Annotated in this window: 19 protein-coding genes and 1 pseudogene; 17 read left to right on the top strand and 3 right to left on the bottom strand. The window is 37.8% G+C overall.

Annotation, left to right across the window (positions count from 1 at the left end):
- Positions 1 to 14: 14 nt before the first annotated feature.
- Positions 15 to 2,687, bottom strand: coding sequence for a type VI secretion system ATPase TssH (gene tssH / locus FTV03_RS11270; protein WP_180022647.1), 2,673 nt, complete (start codon positions 2,685 to 2,687; stop codon positions 15 to 17).
- Positions 2,688 to 3,060: 373 nt separating this feature from the next.
- Between tssH and FTV03_RS11265 the strand changes: the two genes are divergently transcribed.
- From FTV03_RS11265 to FTV03_RS11200, 14 genes are all read left to right on the top strand, one after another.
- Positions 3,061 to 3,756 (top strand): hypothetical protein, encoded by a 696-nt coding sequence (locus FTV03_RS11265; protein ID WP_180041441.1) that lies wholly within the window; start codon positions 3,061 to 3,063, stop codon positions 3,754 to 3,756.
- Between the two features lie 15 nt (positions 3,757 to 3,771).
- On the top strand, positions 3,772 to 4,275 hold the full coding sequence (tssB, locus tag FTV03_RS11260; RefSeq protein ID WP_078193364.1) for a type VI secretion system contractile sheath small subunit: 504 nt from the start codon (positions 3,772 to 3,774) through the stop codon (positions 4,273 to 4,275).
- Entirely contained in the window at positions 4,268 to 5,752 is a 1,485-nt protein-coding gene (gene tssC / locus FTV03_RS11255; protein WP_168379480.1) for a type VI secretion system contractile sheath large subunit, read from the top strand. Before tssB ends, tssC begins: the two co-directional genes overlap by 8 nt.
- 48 nt (positions 5,753 to 5,800) lie before the next feature.
- The gene (locus tag FTV03_RS11250; RefSeq protein WP_078190771.1) at positions 5,801 to 6,304 is read left to right on the top strand and encodes a type VI secretion system tube protein Hcp; all 504 of its coding nucleotides are present in this window, start codon (positions 5,801 to 5,803) and stop codon (positions 6,302 to 6,304) included.
- A 70-nt stretch (positions 6,305 to 6,374) separates the two neighbouring features.
- The gene (gene tssE, locus FTV03_RS11245; RefSeq protein WP_078190770.1) at positions 6,375 to 6,851 is read left to right on the top strand and encodes a type VI secretion system baseplate subunit TssE; all 477 of its coding nucleotides are present in this window, start codon (positions 6,375 to 6,377) and stop codon (positions 6,849 to 6,851) included.
- A 15-nt stretch (positions 6,852 to 6,866) separates the two neighbouring features.
- Positions 6,867 to 8,675, top strand: a complete 1,809-nt coding sequence (gene tssF / locus FTV03_RS11240) for a type VI secretion system baseplate subunit TssF (protein WP_180005371.1) — start codon at positions 6,867 to 6,869, stop codon at positions 8,673 to 8,675.
- Positions 8,639 to 9,631 (top strand): type VI secretion system baseplate subunit TssG, encoded by a 993-nt coding sequence (gene tssG / locus FTV03_RS11235; RefSeq protein ID WP_180041440.1) that lies wholly within the window; start codon positions 8,639 to 8,641, stop codon positions 9,629 to 9,631. Before tssF ends, tssG begins: the two co-directional genes overlap by 37 nt.
- A 2-nt stretch (positions 9,632 to 9,633) precedes the next feature.
- Entirely contained in the window at positions 9,634 to 11,079 is a 1,446-nt protein-coding gene (locus FTV03_RS11230; RefSeq protein WP_180041439.1) for a hypothetical protein, read from the top strand.
- Positions 11,080 to 11,107: 28 nt separating this feature from the next.
- Entirely contained in the window at positions 11,108 to 14,938 is a 3,831-nt protein-coding gene (gene tssM / locus FTV03_RS11225) for a type VI secretion system membrane subunit TssM (RefSeq protein WP_180041438.1), read from the top strand.
- 58 nt (positions 14,939 to 14,996) lie between these two features.
- Positions 14,997 to 15,956 carry a type VI secretion system-associated protein TagF gene (gene tagF / locus FTV03_RS11220; protein WP_078190765.1) on the top strand — a complete coding sequence of 320 codons (960 nt, stop codon included), beginning with the start codon at positions 14,997 to 14,999 and terminating at the stop codon, positions 15,954 to 15,956.
- 20 nt (positions 15,957 to 15,976) lie between these two features.
- The gene (locus FTV03_RS11215) at positions 15,977 to 16,723 is read left to right on the top strand and encodes an OmpA family protein (protein WP_306669385.1); all 747 of its coding nucleotides are present in this window, start codon (positions 15,977 to 15,979) and stop codon (positions 16,721 to 16,723) included.
- A 400-nt stretch (positions 16,724 to 17,123) separates the two neighbouring features.
- Positions 17,124 to 18,752, top strand: coding sequence for a long-chain-fatty-acid--CoA ligase (locus FTV03_RS11210; protein ID WP_180041437.1), 1,629 nt, complete (start codon positions 17,124 to 17,126; stop codon positions 18,750 to 18,752).
- 241 nt (positions 18,753 to 18,993) lie between these two features.
- Positions 18,994 to 19,881 carry a DMT family transporter gene (locus tag FTV03_RS11205; RefSeq protein WP_180041436.1) on the top strand — a complete coding sequence of 296 codons (888 nt, stop codon included), beginning with the start codon at positions 18,994 to 18,996 and terminating at the stop codon, positions 19,879 to 19,881.
- 266 nt (positions 19,882 to 20,147) lie between these two features.
- Positions 20,148 to 21,446 carry an MgtC/SapB family protein gene (locus tag FTV03_RS11200; RefSeq protein ID WP_180041435.1) on the top strand — a complete coding sequence of 433 codons (1,299 nt, stop codon included), beginning with the start codon at positions 20,148 to 20,150 and terminating at the stop codon, positions 21,444 to 21,446.
- A 23-nt stretch (positions 21,447 to 21,469) separates the two neighbouring features.
- Here FTV03_RS11200 and yddG read toward each other — a convergent pair whose 3' ends face one another.
- Complete coding sequence (gene yddG, locus FTV03_RS11195) at positions 21,470 to 22,393, bottom strand: aromatic amino acid DMT transporter YddG (protein WP_180041434.1); 924 nt, start codon at positions 22,391 to 22,393, stop codon at positions 21,470 to 21,472.
- Between the two features lie 286 nt (positions 22,394 to 22,679).
- On the opposite strand from yddG, the gene FTV03_RS11190 reads away from it, so the two are divergent.
- From FTV03_RS11190 to FTV03_RS11180, 3 genes are all read left to right on the top strand, one after another.
- Positions 22,680 to 22,862 carry a hypothetical protein gene (locus tag FTV03_RS11190; protein WP_180041433.1) on the top strand — a complete coding sequence of 61 codons (183 nt, stop codon included), beginning with the start codon at positions 22,680 to 22,682 and terminating at the stop codon, positions 22,860 to 22,862.
- Between the two features lie 24 nt (positions 22,863 to 22,886).
- A complete protein-coding gene (locus tag FTV03_RS11185; protein WP_180041432.1) occupies positions 22,887 to 23,054 on the top strand; it encodes a hypothetical protein in 168 nt (55 codons plus the stop codon).
- Positions 23,055 to 23,358: 304 nt separating this feature from the next.
- Entirely contained in the window at positions 23,359 to 23,811 is a 453-nt protein-coding gene (locus FTV03_RS11180; RefSeq protein ID WP_180041450.1) for a GNAT family N-acetyltransferase, read from the top strand.
- Positions 23,812 to 23,854: 43 nt separating this feature from the next.
- Here the strand turns inward: FTV03_RS11180 and FTV03_RS11175 are convergent.
- Positions 23,855 to 23,964 (bottom strand): annotated as a pseudogene (locus tag FTV03_RS11175) (IS701 family transposase); the annotation flags it as partial.

Raw genomic sequence — 23,964 nt, 5'->3', positions numbered from 1 at the left:
ACATCGTTCCTAGCTTATGCTTCTAAGGTTTTAGTCTTTTTGCTGCTACGTTTTTTTGCAGGTTTACTTTTAGGATCTAAAACATAAATAATTTCATCGTCTTTAACATCGATTTCAATGACTGATGGAATCTTTTGCTCGCTCATTGCCATGAGTAATTCAGTGGCTAAAGCAGGCAAGACCGTCGCATTTAAAATGTTATCGACATTACGCGCACCACTATCGACCTCAGTACAGCGACTTAATAATAATTCGACTAAATCATCGGTATAACGTGTTTGCGTACCATATTGTTTTTCAATACGCGCGGTGATTTTGCCTAATTTATGCTGAATAATGCGTACGAGCAGATCATCGTGCAATGGGAAATACGGCACAATACGCATACGACCTAAAAATGCCGGCTTAAATTGTTTATATAAAGCTGGTTTTAATACATCTAGAAGTTCTTCTGCTGACGGCCATTCTTCTACTGGCTGATTTAAACAAGCCTGCATAATGGCACTAGAGCCAGCATTTGAAGTCAGCAGGATAGTGGTATTTTTAAAGTCAATAACACGACCTTCACCATCTTCCAAAGTACCTTTATCGAATACTTGGTAGAATAGCTCTTGAACATCGCTGTGTGCTTTTTCAATCTCATCGAGTAAAACCACACTATATGGGTTACGGCGAACTGCTTCTGTCAGTACGCCACCTTGGCCATAACCGACATAACCTGGAGGAGCACCTTTTAAAGACGACACGGTATGTGCTTCTTGATATTCAGACATGTTAATGGTGATTAAATGAGACTCACCACCATATAACTCGTTTGCTAACGCAAGTGCAGTTTCGGTTTTACCCACACCACTTGGGCCAACCAGCATGAAAACGCCTTGAGGTTTATTTGGATCTTCCAATTTTGCCTTGGAGGTTTTAATGCCTTGTACCAGTTGATGCAGTGCATAATCTTGACCCATCACACGTTGTTCTAACTGTGCTTCAAGCTTCAAAATTTGCTGAATTTCATCATTCACCATTTTCCCAACAGGGATACCGGTCCAGTCTGAAATGATTTCATTAATAATTTGAGCATTTACACGTTCAAAAACAAGCGGCGTTTGACCTTGTAAAGTTGCCAATTGGTTACGTATATTGCTTAAAGTTTCAATATTTTCTGGTTTTTGCTCGGACTCTTGTTCAAGCGTTTTAATCTGTTGAACGAATTCGAGTTCTTTTTTCCACTGCGTTTCTGTCGACTGAATCTCTTGTTCAAGCGCGGATATTTGTGTTTTTACACTTTCAATGCGTTCGTGGTGAATAGGAATATTCTTATGTTCATTTTCAAGAATCGCCAATTCAAGCTTCAAATTATGTAATTGAGCATGAAGTTGATCCAATTTTACAGGTTGTGCATTTTGCGTTAATGCAACACGTGCAGAAGCCGTATCTAAGACACTAATCGCTTTATCAGGCAATTGACGGCCAGTGATATAACGGTGTGATGCATGGACTGCTGTAACAATAGCTTCATCGTCAATTTGTAAATTGAAATGTTTTGCCATTACGGGAATCATGGCACGCAACATGTCAATTGCAACTTCCTCAGTCGGTTCATCGACCTGAATTACTTGGAAGCGTCGGCTCAATGCGGCATCTTTTTCAAAATACTGCTTATATTCAGCCCAAGTCGTTGCGGCAATGGTTCTTAACTCACCACGTGCAAGCGCCGGTTTTAATAGGTTTGCTGCATCATTTTGACCTGCTTGACCACCCGCACCAATCAACGTGTGTGCTTCATCAATAAATAAAATGATTGGATGTGCAGAGGCTTGAACTTCATGAATGACTTGTTTTAAGCGATTTTCGAATTCACCTTTAACACTGGCACCCGCTTGTAGTAAGCCCATATCTAAAGTATGAATGCTGACATTTTTTAAAGCATCTGGAACTTGGTTGGTTGCAATTTTTAATGCCAGACCTTCAACAACGGCCGTTTTACCAACACCAGGCTCACCCGTTAAAATCGGATTGTTTTGACGACGACGCATCAAAATATCTAGCATTAAGCGGATTTCAAACTCACGACCAATCACAGGATCAATGCCACCATTTTTAGCTTTTTCAGTAAGATTAATGGTGTATTGGTCTAGAGCTGGTGTTTTAACTGGCGTAGTTGCATTCGTTTGTACTGCTGATTTTTCATCAAGTGATGCTGTTGCTAAATCTTCATTTTCAATGCTTTTTAGGCAAAGATCTAAAAATTTATGTTTAATCGTATCGATAGGTAATAAATCGAATAGAGAAGAAGCTCTTGCTGCGATTTGGTATAAATCTGGCGCGGTAAGCAGTGCAACAAGTAAATGACCACTACGAATTTGTGGATTTTGTTCAGCAGATGCTAATAACCAAGCTTGTTCAAGTAAGCGCACAATGGATTGGGCAAAAATCGGGGTGCGTGTATTTCCTTTTGGAAGTTGAGCGATACTTTCTTTGAGGTCATCTGCCAAACCGTCTGCAGAAACTTTGTATTTTTCTAAGAGTATTTGAAGGTCATTTTTATTGTTATAGGTTAATAATTCGAGTAAAAAATGTTCAATTTCGATTTCATAATTTTGCTGTGAAATACATGTATTGGCTGACTTTTCGAGTGAAATGCGGGCGTGAGGTGAAAGTTTAGTAATTAAAACTTTTAAATTATTCATAAATAACTCATCAAATTTAGAATCCACAGTACGAAATTTTACAAGTTTGACTGTGATCTCTTTTTTCTTGCTATAAAAATAAAAACTTTAAAATCAACACCTTATATATTATTAGTGTCTTGCTTTAGGCGATATAATACAGACTAAATAAAAAAAGGAAAAAGATTTTTTTATAAAATGAAACAAAAAAAAACAAATCGTCGACAAACTTTGGAGTATTTGGCACATTTTTGTATTGACTCTATGTGCTTATTTTTTGTTAAATCTGCAGCATATTTTTAATTTTGATAAATGAAGAGAAAACCCACGGGAAAATAAGTGGTGATTTCTCCACATAAATTAAGTTTTAGCACGTAGAAATACAGAGGCAATTTTGAATAAATTTAGTGTTTTATTACCTATAATTTTAGCAGCCAGTTTAACACAAACCGTTTTTGCAAAAGATAAAGCGGCATCTGTGAAAAAATCCTGTTTAAAGGATTATCCACTGGCAGTAGGTGATACAGATCCAGAGATTATTGGTTTTTATAATCAGTTATGTGACAAAAAAAATAAGAAAAATGAGAACTTAAAAAATGAAATTTTTGTAGATATTGCCAAAAAATATCAAGCTAATGGTTACAATTTAAAAGCATTGCAAGCGGTCAATCTGCTGCGAGAAAAGAACTATCAGTCGCCTGAACTTACTGATGTCACTTTTTTAGCAGGTATCGCTATTTCATATAATGCGCTGAATCATATGCGCAGTAATGAAAATCGTACTCTAGATGAACAGACCTATTCTCCTGCCAAAGTATTGTCGGATAATATTCGTTATATTCAGCCGACGATTGATAAATCTAAGTCTACTGCAGCAGATGCTCGTGAAAAAAGCACTGAATCTTCGAGCAATGTGAAATCTAAACAGACGATACCTACAAAAAAACGAACCAATACAGCGTCTACCAAGCCTAAACAAACGACTACAGCTGCAAGCAAAAAGAAAACCACCACGCCAGCAAAACCGCAGACTACAGCGAAAAAACCTGCTACTAGTGGTTCACCTTTCGATACATTGAAGAATAAATAACAAGGAAAAGCACTCATGGCAAAACGTGAAAGTGTACAGAAAAAACTTCAACGAATTCGTCCTCCTCGTGTTCAATTGACTTACGATGTTGAAGTTGGCGACGGTAAAGAAATTAAAGAGTTACCATTCGTTGTTGGGGTGTTAGGTGATTTCTCTGCGGCATCTGAAGTAGAGAAAACTAAATTAAAAGACAAGAAATTCATTAATGTTGATTTAGATAATATTGATGAGGTAATGGAGTCTTTAGCGCCACGTGCTAATTTTCAAGTTGAGAATACCTTGACTGAAGACGGTGGAAAAATGTCGGTAGATCTTACATTTAAGAGCATGGCCGATTTCACTCCAGAGCAAGTTGTACAACAGGTTGATCCATTACAAAAGTTAGTTGCTGCACGTGAGCGTCTGTCTGACTTGCGTAATAAAATTTCAAATAATGAACGCTTAGAAGATTTACTGGATGAAGTGTTACATAACACTGATCAAATTCGTAAGTTGAGTGTGGAGGCAGAAAATGAGTAATTTTAATACTGCAACTGCTGCAAACCTTGAAGCAACTGAAGAATATTCGCTTTTAGATTCAATTGTCGAACAAAGTCGTATTGCGCGTACAGATCAAGAACATGATCGTGCAAAAAGTCTGATCGGTGAACTTGCCAAAGAAGTCATGGCAGGTACCATCACCGTTTCGGACAATATGACTTTATCAATTGATAAGCGTATTGCTGAAATTGATGCGTTGATTTCATCTCAGTTAAGTAAAATCATGCACCATGCTGAATTTCAAAAAATTGAATCGACATGGCGTGGTTTGTATTATTTCTGCCAAGAAACACCTTCAAATTCTTTAACAAAAATTCGTATGTTAAATACGACGAAAAAAGAATTGATTAAAGATTTCCAAGGTGCGACCGATTTTGACCAAAGCACGTTGTTCAAAAAAATCTATGAAGAAGAATATGGATCATTCGGTGGTGCGCCTTATGCAACACTGATTGGTGATTTTGAGTTTGACCGTACTCCATCTGATATGTATTTGCTTGAGCAAATTTCACATGTCGCTGCGGCTGCACATGCACCGTTTATTTCGGCTGCTAGCCCGAATATGTTGGGACTAGAGTCTTTTACTGATATTGATCGTCCGCGTGATGTATCTAAAATCTTTGAAACAGCAGAATATGTACAATGGCGTTCATTCCGTGAAAGTGACGATGCACGTTATGTTGCGTTGACAATGCCACGTGTATTGGGTCGTTTGCCATATGATCCAAAAGAAGGCATTGCCACTGAAGGCTTTAACTTCGTTGAAGAAGTTTCCGGCGAAAACCACAATGAATATTTATGGATGAACGCGGCTTATGCCTTTGGTACGCGTTTAACCAATGCATTTGATATGCACGGTTGGTGTGCTGCGATTCGTGGTGTAGAAGGTGGTGGTTTAGTTGAAGGCTTGCCTGTCCATACATTCAAAACCAATGATGGCGAAGTGGTCTTTAAGTGCCCAACTGAAATTGCAATTACCGACCGTCGTGAAAAAGAACTGAGTGACCTTGGTTTTATTCCGTTGGTACACTGCAAAAATACTGATTATGCAGCATTTTTCGGTGCGCAATCGACGCAAAAACCTAAAAAATATGACAGCGATACAGCTAATGCAAACTCTGCATTGTCTAGCCAGATCCAATACATCATGGCAGTTTCACGTATTGCACATTATTTAAAAGCAATGATGCGTGACAAAGTGGGTAGTTTTGCATCAGCGGGTAATGTTGAGACTTTCTTAAATGAATGGTTGTCGCAATATGTATTACTCGATGATGGTGCATCTCAAGAAGCTAAAGCTCAGTATCCATTGCGTGAAGCTTCTGTAAAAGTTGTAGAAAATCCAGCTTTGCCTGGTCACTACAAATCTGTGGTTTTCTTAAGACCACATTTCCAGTTGGATGAGTTGTCTGTTTCATTACGACTTGTGACCGAGTTACCTCAGTCCTCAAATTAATTTTGGGTCAACACTATAATAACTTTAAATAAATAGGTATTCAGAACAATGAAAGATATATACATTCAATTTCGTGGTAAGTACAAAGTAGACGGCGAATCTCGTGATGCAGAGCACAAGAGTTGGTTAGAAGTAAACTCTTGGACGCATAACATCCGTCAACCTAAATCTGCGACTTCTTCAAGTGTGGGTGGTCACACTGCAGAACGTGTAGAACATTCTGATATGGTTTTTGTTAAAGATTTAGATGCGACAAGCCCTAAACTTTGGGAAGCGTGTTCAGCAGGTTATACATTTGATGAAGTTCAAATTGATTTCTACCGTGCGAATGGCGACAAACGTATCAAATATCTTCAAATCAAACTGAAACATGTGTTGGTTTCTAGCGTGACTCCAACTGTAAATGATGAAGGTGTTCCACACGAATCATTTGGTTTGAAATATGCTGCAGTAGAGTGGACATATAACCAACAAGATATTAACGGTACTGCGAAAGGTGCTGTTACTAAGAAGTGGTCATTATCTAACAACACTGCTTCATACGCAGCGTAATAGATGGATTCAGATAGAGGCTAACTTGGGTAGCCTCTATTTTCATTTTTTTAAATATTTATAAGAAGATATGAATCTCGATCAGCTTTATCCTTACGGTTTTAGAACGACTTTATTTGACCGCTTATTACCAGCAGATGCTCAGCAGACTCAAGGTCTGTCTTTGCAAGAACTGCGTGAATCTGTTGCTTCCGATTTAGAGGATCTCCTCAATAGTCGGGTGGCAAAATTAGATGAACTGATTGATGACTTTCCATTAGCAAAAAAATCTATTTTGCAATTTGGCATTATCGATTTTGTGGGCTTATCGACTGCAAATCCATCGGATCGCGACAAAATTTGCCAGTCAATTGAGCAATCGATTGCTGCACATGAACCGCGTTTAAAACAGATTCGAGTCGAAATGCTCATGGATGGCCATAATATGGGGGCACTATGTTTAAGTATTCAGGCATATTTAAATATTCATCCTTTATATGAACCGGTTATTTTTGATGCCTTATTAAAACCAACAACACAACAATATGTTATTTCTCCAAGAGCTTAATGAAGTGGGTTATCTGTGATTGAAGAGCTGTTACCGTATTACGAAAAACAACTACAGGAATTTGGACAACAGTCCCGTGAGTTTGCTAGTAAATACCCCAAAATCGCCCAGCGTTTGTCTTTAAACCAAGAACAAATAGATGACCCGCATATTGAGCGTTTAATTCAAGCATTTTCTCTAATTTCTGCACGGATTGATAAAAAACTTGCAGATAGTTATGACGTTTTTACCCGTTCAATTTTTGAGGTGATGTTTCCTCAATATTTAAAACCATTTCCTGCATGTTCTGTGGTGAGCTTCGAAGATATAAATAAAATTAAGCAATTAACAGATCGACACGTTATTCCAAAGGCGACCAGTCTAAAAGCCAAAAGTACGCGTGGTGTTCAATGTGAATATCAGACGGTACAAGAAGTCACTTTATTACCGATTCAATTAAAACAGCTCAATTTCAAAACTCATCCATCGGCACATATGCATTTAAATCAAAATGCTACATTGAGCTTAGGATTTGAAATTTTTTCGAATAAGCACGCTTTACTCAAAAATGAAACTTTGCCGATATTTTTAGACGCTATTTCTAATTTTCCTTTACAGGTTTTAGATAGTATTTTTAAATCGACTACGAGTTTTTCGATTCGTGTGGGGCAGCACATTTTTGATATTGCCAATCCATTTGAAATTATGGGCTTTGATGAAGTTCAAAGTGTTCTACCTATCGATCAGCATACGCATCATGCATATCGTTTATTGATGGAATATTTTTGTGTTCCTGAAAAATTCAATTTTTTAAATCTAAATTTAGATTTCATTAAGTTTTTAAGTTTAGAACACAGTGAATTTGATGTTCAAATGCACTTTAAGCTTAATTTAAACGATCAAGCGGCAATTCGAAATTATTCTGAATTAAATGCTGCAAATTTTAAATTGTTTGCTACACCAATCGTTAATCTCTTCAATAAACAAGCAGAGCCGCAAAAGATTAATCATAAGAGAATGGAATATCCATTGGTGACAGATGCGCACCATCCTGAATATTTTCAGGCCTATAGCATTTTAAAAATGAATATGGTGCGTGAAAAAAGTAACCAAGATGAAGTGTATTATCCGGTACTGCCTTTTTTTGCAATGAGTCATTATCATCAAGATAAAGTCCAGTTTTTTTATAGTTTAAATCCGCAGCAGATGAAGAATAAACATCAGGAATTAAACTATTCAATCATATCTCGTGCTTTAGACCCGCATAGTACTCAGTCCGATTTTATTAGTACTGAACTTTTGTGTAGTAATCGTGAGTTACCTTACGAAAGTTATAATAAAGATCAGAATGCATTAACACTGAATGATAGTAATTTGGCACGTCGTGCTCTGATGCTCAAACGACCGTCGTTACCGTATTATTTTGAGCAAAATAAACAAGAACAGTGGCGGGTCATTTCACATTTATCTTTGAATAATATGTCTTTAATGAAAGGCGATGCGGTCTCTCATATTAAAGAACTTTTGGAATTGTATAATTTACCTAAATCAAAAGAAAACCAAATTATTATCGACTCCATAAAAAAGATTCAGTTTTCTACTACGCAGAAACTTGTGGATAGTAAACCATTTCCATTATTTGTCAGAGGTTTAAAAGTACAGCTCGATATCGATGCGGATATATTTAGAGGACATAGCCTATATATATTTAGTCAATTGCTGGCCCATATCTTTAATTTAAAAGTCAATATGAACAGCTTTGTCGATGTCTCGGTTTTTGATGCAAATAGTCAACAGGAGTTATACCAATGCGTGCAGAACGTTGGTGGCAAGAAAGCTCTGTAATTGACGGACTTTTCCAAGAACCGAAAGCCTACGAGTTTGTTCAAGCTACTCGTTTGTTAAGACATGCACCTTATGGAGCAGCTCAAGTCCATTGGGCCAATGACTTTGAGTTTAATAGTTCACTTAATTTGAACTTCCCGAACACTGAAATTGAAAGTTTAGAGTTCAACGATGAGAAAGTTGAACTGACAAATTTAATGGTGGGTTTAACGGGTATTCAAGGTGCATTACCTTATAGCTATACCAATAAGATTAAGCTCAGCGGGCGACATCAGCGACACGAAACACAAAAGTTTTTAGGGCTGTTTAATCATAAATTAACAGCACATTATGTTGATGCCAGTTTAAATTATCATTTACCTATTCGTTATGAAATCGAGCAGGATAATCACTATCTTGATATTTTACATGCATTAAATGGTTATATCAGTAGCCAGCATGATCAGCCAGATTTAGATGATTATTTTGCTGAATTCTCAGGTTTAATGCAGGGGCAAAACAATACAGCTTATGCATTAAAAACCATGCTGAATTGTATCTTTAAGCAGAAATTTGATATTCGAGAATTTATCCCTGAAACTTTTGTATTTGAAGAAGATCAGAGAACATGTTTAGGTGGATCTCAGCCGAGCTTATTGGGGCTGAATACTTTTTGTGGTGAGAAGATTCAACAGATTGACGAAAAAATTGAAATCGTGATTGGACCTTTAAATCATGAAGATTATTTAACATTTTTACCGAATCAGGCACGCAGCCTAAAATTAAAACAAATGATTCAAACTTGGTGCAGTCCAACATTAATGGTGGATGTGCGCTTAATTTTACAAAAAGAAGAAATAAAACCGGTGTGTTTAAATTCTTTGAGCGGAATTGGTTTAGCTCAGGGAGCATTTTTACAGCCGAATAAACAGGTCGATAATACAGAAACCTGTTATGCCTTAATGGGGAATTTATAATAATGCTGAAATTAATAATTGGTACCTTTAGTACGCTTTTTGTTTTGTGTACTGCTTTCGTGATTTTTTACTGGCGAGATACAGGCTATGACCCGACGGCTTTGGATCTGGTCACCTATTTTCTACTTCTTCCTGTCGCATTATGTGCGATTATTTTGTCGCCTTATTTGATTTATAAGAGCATTCAACATCAAAAAGAAAAAAAGCTTGAAGCTGAAAAACGTGCCGAGGAACAAGCTGAGCAACAACAACTTGAGGCCATTGAACAAGCAAAACCGAAGCCTGTCGATGTACAGCAATTTCGTTTAAATGTTTATTCTTCAGCGGCTTGGCATAGTTTTGGTGAAAATGAACAAATTATCCAAGATATTCAACAATTCAAAAGTCCTGAACTTGATGATAAATTATTCAATGCATACGGTTTGCCTGTTCTTTCATTTCGAATCAAAGATTTAGATGAACTTACTAGTGAAGAAGCAGATGATGAATTTAGTGCCATCACCATGCGTGAAAAACGAATCCAGTCACTTATTCAGCAACAACTAGAGCAACACGCTGAAAGTCTATTTTTAATTGCTGAGCATCTGAAGCAATCAGCACTCTTTTATGATAGTGAATTGGCATATCAGTACCGTATGCATCCGGGTTGGGTGGATCCAGATTATACGCAAGATGAACATCCAGAACATTTGGCGAACAATGCACAGCAAGTTTCACGTTTAAATCGTTTAAATGTCCATATTTTGCTTGCTGATAATTTGATTCATCAATGGAATGATGATTATGCTCAAATTATTCAGCAGTATCTATCTGACGGATTTTCGATCATTCCCGAACAAATTCATATCGAGCCACATTTTATCGGCACTCAAGTCGCTTATTCAGAATGGTTAAGCATTTTAGAGATGATTTCAAAACAAAAGTTTGAAGTCAGTTTGATTCTCAATGCTGACTCTGAAATCGACCAAGAATGGATTGATGAAAAGATGTGGTTACAAGAAAAATACATTGCTGCAGAGTTTGCATCGAGTTGGTGTTTGGCTGCTTCAGACGTTCAAGTTCGAGGTTTAACTCCAAATAAAGTGCTACAAGTGGTGGCACATGAGCCTGAGTTGAAACGTAATTTAGAGCTTAAAGCACTGAATAATTTAGATCAGTATGATCAAGAACAACCCTTTTTATTGATGTTAGATGATGCAACGGATATGAAAGTGGTGAAAAAATTACAGTATAAATTTAATGAAACCGCGATTAAAACCTATCATTTTTTATATACAAAACAGAATCTTGGAAATACCCAGCAATTGGCAAAAATTTTTGGATTCATGTTGGGTATGCACTTGCCAGAAGAGTTAACTGCCATGATTTATAGCACAGACCAAGAATCGACATTTGCTTTTATTCAAGCATTTTCAGTAGAAGATGAACTTGAACAAGAAACTGTTTAATTAGAATTAAGACGAAATTGAGAACATTGTGAACACACTATTTTATACGATCCTCGGTTATGTTTGGCAGTACGTCACCAATCCTAAAGCGATGGTGGCTTTGTCATTTTTTGTGGCCATTGTGGCTATGCATAATTCGATTCCACAAAAGACTTTTTACATTGTGGTTGCTGTTTATATTCTCGGATTAATTCTGTGGGGTATTTATGAATTAGTGCAGCATTATCGTCATAAACAGCAAGGCGAAGAGCTAGCTGAGGCGATTGCCAAAGATAATGAAGCTGAATACGGCAAACAAAAGAATAAAGAAGAACTTGTGCTGATCAATCAGCAAATGAAAGACTCGATTCAACTTATCCGTAAATCAAAACTCGGCGACAAAAAGGGTAATGCAGCCCTATATGAATTACCTTGGTACATGGTGATTGGTAACCCAGCAGCGGGTAAAAGTTCAGCGATTTATAATTCTGGTCTTAGATTTCCATTTGAAGAAACTCATCAGAAAATGGTGTCGGCAGGTCTAAGTGGTACTCGTAACTGCGATTGGTTTTTCTCTACAGATGGTGTGTTACTCGATACCGCAGGTCGATATTCAGTTTATGCCGAAGACCATTCAGAATGGTTAGGCTTTTTAAATATTCTAAAGAAAAACCGTTCTAAAGCACCAATTAACGGTTTAATCGTGATTGTTTCTGTGGCGGAGCTTGTTAGTCAAAGTCCTGAAAAATCAATCAAATTAGCCAAAAACTTACGCGCACGTATACAGGATTTGACGGAACGTTTAGAAATTTTTGCGCCAGTCTATATCGTTTTTTCAAAAATGGATTTGATTGCTGGCTTTACAGAATTTTTTGATTGTTATGATAAGGATGAATTTGATCAAGTTTGGGGTGCAACGCTACCTTATGATCCAGACTCATCCGAACATGCTGTTGAGATGTTCGAAAAGCATTATTCAATTTTATACGATGGTTTGAAGAGTGTGAGTACTACGCACTTGAGTCGTCGTCATTCGCAAAATATTTCTCCAAGTGTAATGACATTTCCGCTTGAGTTTAAAAGTTTAAAGCCAGTGTTAAAAACTTTTATTGGTACGTTGTTTCAAGACAACCCTTATCAGTTTAAACCGGTATTCCGTGGTTTCTATTTCACCAGTGCGTTGCAAGAAGGTGTAATTGAAAGTCCGATGACCGAACAAATTGCTGAAGATTTCCATTTGGTGAAAAGTACGGATAGTGAGTTTGGCATTCCGACAAATTCTGTTTCGCAAGACCATGGTTATTTCTTAAAAGGACTCTTTTCAACCGTCATTTTAAAAGATAAAAATCTGGTTAAACAACATATTAATCCTGCACGTAAGCGTCAGCGTTTTATGGCATTTATTGCTGCATTGTTATTGGTTGCAGTGGTACTTGGGTTGTGGGTTTGGTCGTATCGTAATAACCAACAACTCGTAGCGGAAGTTCAAGCTGACTTAGACAAAGTTGTGCAAATGGAAAGCCGTAGCGGAAGTGAGCTTTCGACTCAATTGGATGCATTACTGATATTACAAGGGCATTTACAACAACTTGATCATTTTGATGAAGATCGTCCATTGAAATACAGCTTTGGTTTATACCAAGGGAATAAAATTCGTGAAAAACTCAAAGTTGAGTATTTACGAGGTATTCAACAAATTGTATTGGCACCATCTCAGCAAAATATGGCGCAGTACTTACAACGCGTTAAAGCCAATGAAGCAACGTTGAAAGAAAATCACGTCAATGTGCAAATCACTCAAGCTGTGAAATCAAATCAGCCCTATTTAGAACCATCGGATACTAACCCTCAGGATGCCTACAATGCACTGAAGGCGTATTTGATGATGAGCAATCATAAATATATGGAATCGAGCCATTTGAGTGACCAAGTTACTCGTTTCTGGCGTTCATGGTTAGATTCAAATCGTGGTCAAATGCCACGTGGGGAAATGATTCAAAAAGCCGAACAAGTTTTATCTTATGCGATGACTTTAGCTGCTGATCCTGCGTTCCCGCAAATGGAATCTGATCCTTTATTGGTTGATCAAACACGTCAATTATTGACGGCTGTTACTATGGGTATTCCTGCACGTGACCGCGTTTATAATGAAATTAAAATGCGTGGTTCGGTACGTTTCCCTGCAGTAACTGTGAAGCAAATTTTAGGTGAAACAGGCCAAAACAGCATGTTGGGTAGTTATGCCTTGCCGGGTATTTTTACTTACCAAGCATGGAATGATTATGTAAAAGATGCGATTAACCAAGCTGCGAATAATCCGACAGATACCCAAGATTGGGTACTCAATACCAATCGCTCTGATGACCTGACGTTTAGTGGTAGTCCAGATCAGATCAGTAAACAGTTAACCGAACTTTATAAGCAGGAATATATCGCTGAATGGCGTAAATTTTTAAATGCTGTGCATTATGGAAAAGGTGCAGATGTCGCTCAGCAGTCACGTTTTATCGATATTTTAGGTGAACCTGAGAATTCGCCAATTCGTAAAGTGGTCGACCGTATTGCGAAAGAAACCAGTTGGGATAATCCAATTGTTCAAGCAGAACTGGCTGCACCTCAGAAAGGCTTTATTGCGTGGTTTAAACGTAAAGTTCTCAGCCGTGATGATGCGCAGCAGGCACAGCAAGTTGTTTCTAAAGCAGGTCAAGGTGTTATTGCAAAAGAATTTGATGTGTTCTATCAATTGGTTCGTAAGCGTGATGATCAGCAAAACAAATCTATTTTAGATGAATACATGCTGTCTCTCAGTCAAGTGCGCAGCAAGTTCAATGACTTGAAGAGTGGCGGTGATATGGGGCCTGCAAGCATGACATTGGTGAAACAAACCATCAATGATCAAAGCTCTGTCTTTAATAGCACGCAAAAATTTGTGGATGAAAAAATGTCTGTGGGTCTGAATGAATTAGATCAACAGTTGATTCAAAAACTCTTTATGCAGCCAGTGACCCAGTCATTTGAAGTTCTTTTGATCCCAGCTCAAAACGAAATTAATAAGTTGTGGGCAATGCAGGCGTATCAACCATTTACAACTAATCTTGCGCCTAAATATCCATTTAATAGCAATGCAACTTTACAAGCAACCAGTAATGAAATTAGCCAAATTTTTGGTGAAAACGGAAGTATCGCTCGTTTTGTAAAAGAATATTTGGATCCATTGGTGATTCGTCGAGGCTATACCTTAACCACGAAAACATGGAAAGATTTGGGCATTGGTTTAAATCCACAATTTGTAGCGAACTTCCAACGCTATGTTGCGCCAAGTAATGGCGTTGCTACAGGGGAATTGAGTCAAGCAGCACCTGCGGCAACCAATCAATCGAACTTCCAGTTCTTCCCATTAGAAAATACACAGTTGCTTTCATATACCATTGATATTGATGGTCAACGTATGGTGTATGAAAATGGTGTGCAGCAATGGGTGAACTTCGTATGGCCAAATAAAGGGGCAATTCCGGGCGCACGTATTACCGCGATTGACTTAGATGGTCAAACGCATACCATTTTTGATGAGCCGGGTGAATATGGTATTAACCGATTGGTTGAAGGCGCTCAGCGTACACAAAATGGTAATTCATTTGAAATGGTGTGGCGTAGCAAACAAAATCCAAAAGTGTTTGTAAAAGTGAACTTCCGTTTAATCAGTGGTAACGCATCTGGCCCAACTACAGGTTCAGGCTATTCAGGTATGACTCTTGTTGATCAAGTGGTGACGAATAAAGGTGTTCGTGTCGTCGCAGCGCAAACGATGCCAGCAGGACAAGCGCCTGTAGCGCCAGCGACTTCACCGATGAGTGTTGTACAAGGAACAGCAACACCATGATGATGAATTTAAAAAACAAGAGCGGTGGCATTCGTGCAAAAGAACAAGGAGTGTGACGATGTATGAAGTGAGAACGACACCGCTGTATTATGGAAAATGTCCAGCTCGTGGTGACTTCTTAAAGAGCCGTGAACAATATTCACTGATTCAGTTAATTGATCAGTGGATCACGGAGGCGCTTGAGTTCGCTATGCGTTCAGACAATTTTAATGCAGCGTATAACTCACTGCCTTCATTAGATTTCTTTATTGCCAGTCCAAAAGATAAGCGTTTTTTGGTTGCCAATTTGATAAGCAGTGAAGACAGTTCAAAGCGTCAATTTCCAATGGTGCTGGCTCATTTGCTAGAAATTGATGATCCTTTCGATAATATTTTGTATGCACCATATCGTTATAAACAGACCTTAATTGACTTATATCAGCGTAACCGAGTGATGCGTTCTATTCGCGATCCCGATATTTTGCTCGATAAATTAGGCAAACTGAATAACGAAATCCAAGTGTTCGGAACAGAGGAAACCTCTTCTTTTTATGAGCACCATACGTTGCATTCATTTGCACGTTTATTGAATTTTACGCCTTATCAGTTGGCGCAAAGCATGATTGGTCTCGGTTTGCTGCTACAACCGATTATTCATCAGGGTACGTCTCGGTTGAATAAAGTGTTGATCTTACCGATCAATAATATTAGTTACTGTTATGAAATTGCGGCTTTTTGGGTCAATTTAATTAGTCGCTTTGTCGAAAACCAAGATGCTGAGTTACTCATTGGCATCCTACACAGTGATTCGCCAGTTTTACTGTTTGGTTTTCAAGGCGCTGATATTACAGCGCTGAGTGATGTATTTACCCAAAACATGCAAAGTGATCATTGGGTTTCCTTGATTGATGCTAGTTGGATTGATCCTTATCTTGAACAAAATGCAGGCTTAGCCGTTTTGGAACAGTCTTTGAGTGAGCGCCAGATCAGCCTTATTCATGGCATTAAACTTTTTAGACAGACTTTTATAGAAGAATAATGATGCAAAGAATCTTACCAATGTTGCCCAAATTTCTTGCGAGTGTGTACATTTTAGGTTGTTCGACTTTGCTTTGGGCAGAGCCTATTGTGATTGAAGGTGCTGTACCGAATGAAGCAACCAAGCAAGAAATATTAAATAAAGCCTATTTGACCTATGGTCAGGCAAATGTGGTTGATAAAATTCAGGTTCGAGCGGTTACAGCACCCAATGGTTGGGGCAATAGCGTAAGCCAAATGATTAATGATGACTTAAAAAAAGTAAAACAGGGGAAACTCTCTGTACGCGGAACGCAAGTCGATTTAAGTGGCAAGATGTCAAATCAAAATGATATCCAACCAACGACCACCAAGTTTCAGTCTTTGGTCACAGCACCTTTTCGTTTCAATGCACAGCTTTCTGTCAATCAGGCTGAACAGGCTATTATTGATGCGGCTTTACGTAATCGTATTATCGAATTTGAATCGGGAAGTGCTATTTTAGCGCCATCTGGGGTACAGATCTTAGATGAAATGGTTGTCGCACTGAATCGCGTCGGTGGGAAAAAAGTACGAATTATTGGTCACACAGACAGCTCGGGGAATCCTGAGAAAAACTTAAGTTTAAGCCAAGATCGTGCTAATGCAGTTAAAAACTACCTGATTTCAAAAAATATTGCAGCGGCGAACTTAAGTACTGAAGGGATGGGCTCAAATAAGCCTGTAGCAGACAATGCTACGCCTGAAGGTCGTAAGAAAAACCGTCGTATTGAGTTTGAAGTACTGTAACTATTGTAACTACAACGGCTAATGCGACGAATGAACCCAGTGTATCTAGACTGGGTTTTTTTATACCAATTGACTCAGTCGATTATTTGATAACTGAAAACGACATTTTTTAAAGCAGCAGAGCGAAAACAAAATAGGAACATATTTTGAATTGGGATGATGCTATTAATTTTTGCATTTTATACCACTAAAGCATTCATATTTTGAGTAATAAAACAGTGGATTCTAAAATCAATTAAGGTTAAAACATAAGAATCAGTTTTGGATATGCGTTTCATATCTACTGCTTTAACCTTGTCGATAAAGAATAATCACTTTTGACATGGTGCAAAGTTTTAAAAAATCTGCAGGACAGTGCGGAAAAACAACAACTCAATATGGATGAATGTGGGAGCAAAGAATGCTTGGTAATATGATGTTTAAACCGCTTTTGATTAGTAGCATGATTGAACATGCGGGTCGCTATCATGCGGATAGTTTAGTAATTTCAAAAAATACAGACACGACGATTACGAAAACCACTTGGGGTGAAGTCCATAAAAATTCAAAACGATTTGCCAATGTTCTTGCATCACTCGGTTTAAATTTAGGGGATCGTGTTGCGACCATCGCTTGGAATAACCATCGTCACTTAGAGTCTTGGTACGCTATTTCAGGTAGTGGTTATGTCTGTCACACTATTAATCCGCGTTTATTTCCAGAACAATTAATTTTTATCATCAATGATGCCGCAGACCGCGTGATGTTATTTGATAAAACCTTTTTGCCGTTAATCAAAGCAGTAAAACCACTATTAAAATCTGTTGAACATTTTATTTGTTTAGATGCACCAGATGCAGCAATTGTCGAAGCGGTGCCAGATGTTAAATTTTATGATGAACTTATTGCGGGACAATCTGCAGACTATACATGGCCAGAATTAGATGAATTATCGGCTAGTTCTTTATGTTATACCTCTGGTACCACAGGCAATCCGAAAGGTGTGTTGTATAGCCATCGTTCAACAGTCTTACACAGTTATGCGATTTGTATGCCGGATTCATTAAATATCTCAGCGCGGGATATTATGATGCCTGTTGTGCCGATGTTCCATGTCAATGCATGGGGTACGCCATATGCTGCGGCAATGGTGGGATGTACTTTAGTGCTGCCAGGCCCAGGTTTAGATGGAGCAAGCCTGACGCAAATGATTGATGACTATAAAGTATCCGTTGCATTGGGTGTTCCAACGATTTGGCAGGGTTTAATTAATGCTGCGCAACAAGCGGGTAGTCAGCTCCAAAGTTTAGTGCGTAATGTGGTGGGTGGATCTGCTTGTCCTCCTGCGATGTTAAAAGTGTTTAAAGAACAATTTAACTGTGAAACGATTCATGCTTGGGGGATGACTGAAACCAGTCCATTAGGTTCTTCAAACCAGTTTAAAGCCAAACATTTATTATTATCTGAAGAAGAACAATTACAAGTAAGATTGTCTCAAGGTCGTCCACCATTTGGGGTCGATTTACGTATTACCGATGAAGAAAACGGTACACACGAAGTTGCACGTGATGGCGAAACGACGGGTAATTTACAGATCCAAGGGCATTGGATTATTGGCAATTACTTTGGCAAAACAGAGTCTGCATTAACCTCAGATGGTTGGTTTGATACAGGGGATATTGCAACCCTGAATGAGGATGGTTTCTTAAAAATTAGTGACCGTTCAAAAGATTTGATCAAATCTGGCGGTGAATGGATTTCTTCTGTTGAGTTAGAAAATTTAGCTATGGGACATCCTAAAATTGCTATGGCGGCAGTGATTGCAGCAACCCATCCAAAATGGGATGAGCGTCCTGTATTGATTGCAATTAAAAAGCCAGATGTCGATTTATCTGATACAGAAATTTTGGATTATTATGCAGATAAAGTCGCTAAATGGCAGGTGCCAGATAAAGTGATTTTCGTGGATGCTATTCCATTGAGTGGAACAGGTAAAATGCTGAAAAAAGATCTACGTGAGCAATTTGGTGCTGTATTACTAGAAAGCTAACTTAATATAAGTCACTAACTAAATGTTGGTAAGGAGCAAAACGCAAAGGTAACATGCCTTTGCGTTTTTTTATAAAAACTTAAATTTTGATAAATACCATATGCTTAATATGAGGTTTTTAAATAAATTTTTTTCAACGAATCCATAACCAAGTTCAATGAATAATCTAGCTGTGTTGGGTCGCATTCAATTCAATAAAAGCGTAAATTGATGAGGCATCCACCGTTAAACCACCTTTCTTATGTTTCCAGTTTGGATCTTATTCACTTTAATGGCTGCTTTTATGCAGTCATGGCGCAATGCATTTCAAAAACAACTCAGTACCACTGTTGATGTGTATGGTGTTACCCTTGCTCGGTTTATTTTTGGGCTCCCATTTGCCTGCATTTATTTATTTGTGCTGTACCAACAACAGCCTGTGACTCAGGTGACCACATTTACACCTATGTTTTGGGTGTATGTGGTGATTGCAGGACTAAGTCAAATTTTAGCGACGATTTTAATGGTCTTGCTTTTTAAGCAAAAGAATTATGCCATCGGTGTCGGTTTAGCGAAAAGTGAAGCCATCTTTGCGGCCATAGTGGGGGTGATTTTCTTAAGTGAACATTTAAGTTTATTTGGTTGGATTGGTGTTTTGGTTGGTGGTGTTGCCGTTTTTCTTTTAAGCAAAGGTTCTCAACGACAAAAATTATCTCTGCCAACTTTATGCATCGGTGTAGGAAGTGGATTAAGTTTTGCAATTACCTCTTTATTGGTTCGTGAAGCCAGTTTAGAGCTAAGTGATTTACCGACTTTGCATCGTGCGGCATGGGTGTTGTTGAGTGTAATTGGCTTTCAATGTGTGATTATGCTGTTGTACCTCAGTCTATTTAGCCGTAAAACGCTCATTGCCATGTGGGAGAGAGTAGGTCTGACCTTTCGCGTTAGTGTCTGTAGCTTTCTAGCATCCTTGGGGTGGTTTACTGCTATGAGTATGCAAACGGTTGCGATTGTCAAAACCTTAGGTCAAATCGAAATATTATTTAGTCTTTTAATTTCTGCATATTTCTTTAAGGAAAAACTCGCAAGAACCGATCATTGGGGATTAGCCTTAGTGGTGATTGCGGCGATTATGGTGATTTGGGCTTAATATGTGCTTTAAACAGTCATGAAGGAAAATAAAGGCCAAATTTAAGTCAGATTTTCGAATATTTTTTTAATTAAAATATGAGAAAAATTAATGTTTACTAAGATATTTATCATGGAATTGTTTATGATTTAAAAGATGATTAAACTTTGAACATGATTGAAAATGCTCAATTTGTCCAATTTATATATTTATTTTTCGAATTTTAGCGTTAATTTTTTTTATTTATATTACCAAAATAATCAATGTTTTGATGGGAGGGCTTAAATTTGGAAATACTCATACAAACATTATCCTTCCCCGCATTGTTAACGATTTTAGCTTCGGCTTTAGGCTGTGGATTGCTCATCGGTTTGGAGCGTCAACGTAACAACAATTTGGACAGTGAACAGAGTTTTGCCGGTTTACGCTCATTTACCATTTGTGCGTTGTTTGGAGCATTGTGTTTTTTAATCCATTTAGCTGTAGGTGTGATCGGTGCAATTGTCGTCAGTATGTTTAGCTATTATGGATTAAGCCAACAAAAACAAGATATTGGTACAACCACTGAACTTGCTTTTGTCATGACCTATTTAATCGGCGCCGCTTGTGTTTTTAATATTCCACTGGCTGCGTGTTTGGCTGTGGTGCTGACCCTCATATTATTTGGAAAAAAAGGCTTACATCATTTTGCAGCGCATTGGATCAAAGACTATGAGTTAAGAGATGGGGTCTTTTTACTGGCATTGATCCTAATTGCCTTACCTTTAACGCCGAATCAAGCCTATTGGGGTTCAGTATTAAATCCCTATGTGATTTTAAAATTACTGATATTGATCTTGGTGGTGCAGTCATTAGCGCACATCGCCAAGCGGCTTCTATCCTCTGATAAAGCCATTATTTTATCGGCCTTGGCATCAGGTTTTGTGTCGAGCACAGCAACAATCGCAAGCTTAGGTATGGAAGTACGAGCAGGAAAAGCCAGTGCCAAAAGTAATGCAGGGGCAGGACTTTTTTCATGTGTTGCGACATTGGTTCAACTTTTGATCATTGTCCTTGGGGTGAGTTTTGCTTGGTTTAAAATATTAGTTATACCAAGTATCGTCGGCATCTTGATATTGGTCCTTGCTGCGTTATATCTGATTTATGGCTCATCTCAAGTTCAGCATAATAAAGAGTCAGAACCTGAAATGCTTCGTGTAGAGGCGAATGAAACAGTGCCGTTAGAAAATACTGATAGTCGAATGTTTAGCTTAAAACAGGCGGCAATCATTGCCATCACGCTTACTTTGATCCAAGCACTTGTTTATGGATTAAATCTCGCTTTAGGTGATAAAGGCTTAATTTTAGGGACATTATTAGCATCACTCTTTGAAGTCCATGCAGCTATGGCAACCGTGGTGATGCAAGGTAATATCGACAATTTAACATTGGTTTATGCTGTGGTGATTGGATTATCAGCCCATGCGATTTCAAAATGTGTGAATGCATTTCTCACAGGTGGCTGGAAATATTTTCTATATTTTGCACCAACACAGTTACTTCATATGCTGTGCCTAATCGCGGTTTTGTTATTCAGTTTAAGATAAATGAGCCAAGTGACTGCTTCATATTATTCATGGCGCAATTGCATTAATTTGGCTTTTATTTGTGGCCAACTGGTTGAAATCCAACATACCAGCGAACCGAATGTCACTAAAATGGCACCATGCCAAAAACTTAAACTCAGTGGTGTCTGTAAAATAAACATTGAAATTAATGAAGAAAAAATCGGACTAAAATACGATAAGGTCACCAATATCGTAATATTGCCTTTTATAATACCTACATTCCACGCTGCATAGCCCAATGCGGTCACGATGGACACGATTAACATATACTTACCGGTATGTAAGTCTACGGCAGGCATTCGCGTGATACCGTGAAATGTCAAAATTTTTAGCCATAGCACAATGGTGATCACGACGAAAAAGAATGAAATAGGGTTATGTCCATGACTGTATTTACGGGTAATCACACAGTAGAGTGACCATAAACTCGCGCCCATAAAAGCAAGAAAATAGCTTAATGGATTGGACTGAATGTTCGTAAAGACTGTAGACCAGTTAAAACTTCCATTACCCGTTTGGATCAAAATAATACCGCCCAAACTAATGGCTAAACCAATGATTACGAAAAAGTTAAATTTTAATTCTTTAAATAATATTAACGCGGCAATTGTCAGACTCGGCCATAAATAATTGACCAAACTGATTTCAATCGCTTGTTGAGCTGTTTGAGCCAAAGCAATGGCATAAGAAAAACACAACTCATAAATCACAAATAAAATGGTGGCGTATATCAAAAATTGGTGCGGAACCAGTTTAAGGTTTGGAATTTTAAATAAGAGCAATAGAATAATTGAGCTCAAAGTATACATAAAGAGCACAGCAAGATCAGGGCCAATACTGAAACTAATTTTCTTAAGTAAACCAACAATAGAAGACCATTGTAAGATTGCACTGAATCCAATCAGCGTTGCAAGATTTTTGGACATGATTGCTCGAAGATTTCGCAAATGGCGAATGAATTTTTAATTTTTATTATAGTCTTTATTCAGTCGTTTAGTATAAGCGTGAAATTATCAAACTCTATTTAATTAAAAAGATTTAGAGCTCGTCGTACGTCAAGAGCAGCATGGCGATGAACTAGGTTTAGGTTCTGGTTTATTAACACAAGATTTAAAATTTGGTCAATATATTCATACCTGTATTCGTGCGAATCCAAATTTTCACTTAGCAGAAGGCGTTCACTCTGCGATTTTGATTTGCAATGGCTCAGGAATGGCGAGTTTGCTTTCACATCTAAGGCAACGCGTCGCAACGGTGCACTATCAAAACAGGTTTATTTATGGTGAACGTCAACATGCTTTTGATGCAATTTTTGCTGATGAACTGCATGAATTACAAAACCAAGGTAAAATTGCAGAAATCGATCGGGTATTTTCTCGTGATGGATTTGCTTAAAAATATGTGCAAGATGTCCTAGTTGTGAAAAAAGCTGAATTGATTGATTGGCTAGAGCAAGGGGCTTGTCTCTATATCTGCGGCAGTTTAAATATGGTTAAAGCGGTAGATGCCACTTTGCAAGAGATACTGGGCATTGAACAACTGCATACACTGCGTAAAGCAGGTCGTTACCGCCGTGATGTGTATTAAAAATAATGGCTATTCAATAAATAAAGTAAAAAATCCTCCAAACGTGGGGGATTTTTATGTTTTCTGAATTCATTCAGCATTTATGCCTCACATATATTTTAAAATTGTGCTGAAAAATATTTGAATGACAATTGCATATTGGATGTACAACATCTACTTTAAATTTAGCTGAAGTAACTTTTAAACGTATTGAAAAATAACAGCTAAAAGCAATAATTCATTAAATGACTCTTTTAAGAAAGTTTATTTTCTTTGACGGAGGAAGTTTAAGGATTACTTTTATAAAGAGAACAACATGCTAAAAATGATCATACGCCCAGCCTGTGTAGAGGATGTTGATGGAATCGCGGCAGTCATTGAACCATTTGTCGATGATGTTATTTGCAGTGAAGAAGGTCGTGAGCGCTTTAAGCCCCACATGCTCAAACATATTTTTGAGCGTGATTTAATCCATTATTTTGTTGCTGAAATAAATCAAGAAATCGTTGGCAATGTAGCTTATGTGCATCCTGCACATCTCATGCATTTTTTCTTGAAACCTGAATATCATGGCCAAGGTTTTGGACGTCAAATGTGGGAGTTTATAGAAAGCGTAATAATGCAGCATGAGCCTGAGCATATTACGGTAAATTCGAGTTTCTATGCTTTAGAAATTTATAAAAAATTTGGCTTTGAGATTGTAGGTGAATTAACTCAGCAATGGGGAATTCACTACATACCTATGAGAAAGCAGGTAACTAAACCTATAAAACATTGAAAAATATTAAATCTTATTTAAAAATCATAGGACTTACGCACTATTATTTAAAGATTCTCTGTGGTAGCAGATGATTTTTATCGAGAATAAAGTCATCAATGAAGCTTTTGATAATTGGTCTAAATAATTTCTTCTGCCAACGATATACATTTT

The organism is Acinetobacter sp. YH12218 (genome assembly GCF_013417925.1).
Classification (GTDB): domain Bacteria; phylum Pseudomonadota; class Gammaproteobacteria; order Pseudomonadales; family Moraxellaceae; genus Acinetobacter; species Acinetobacter amyesii.
This window is presented reverse-complemented; position numbering and strand designations above follow the sequence as displayed.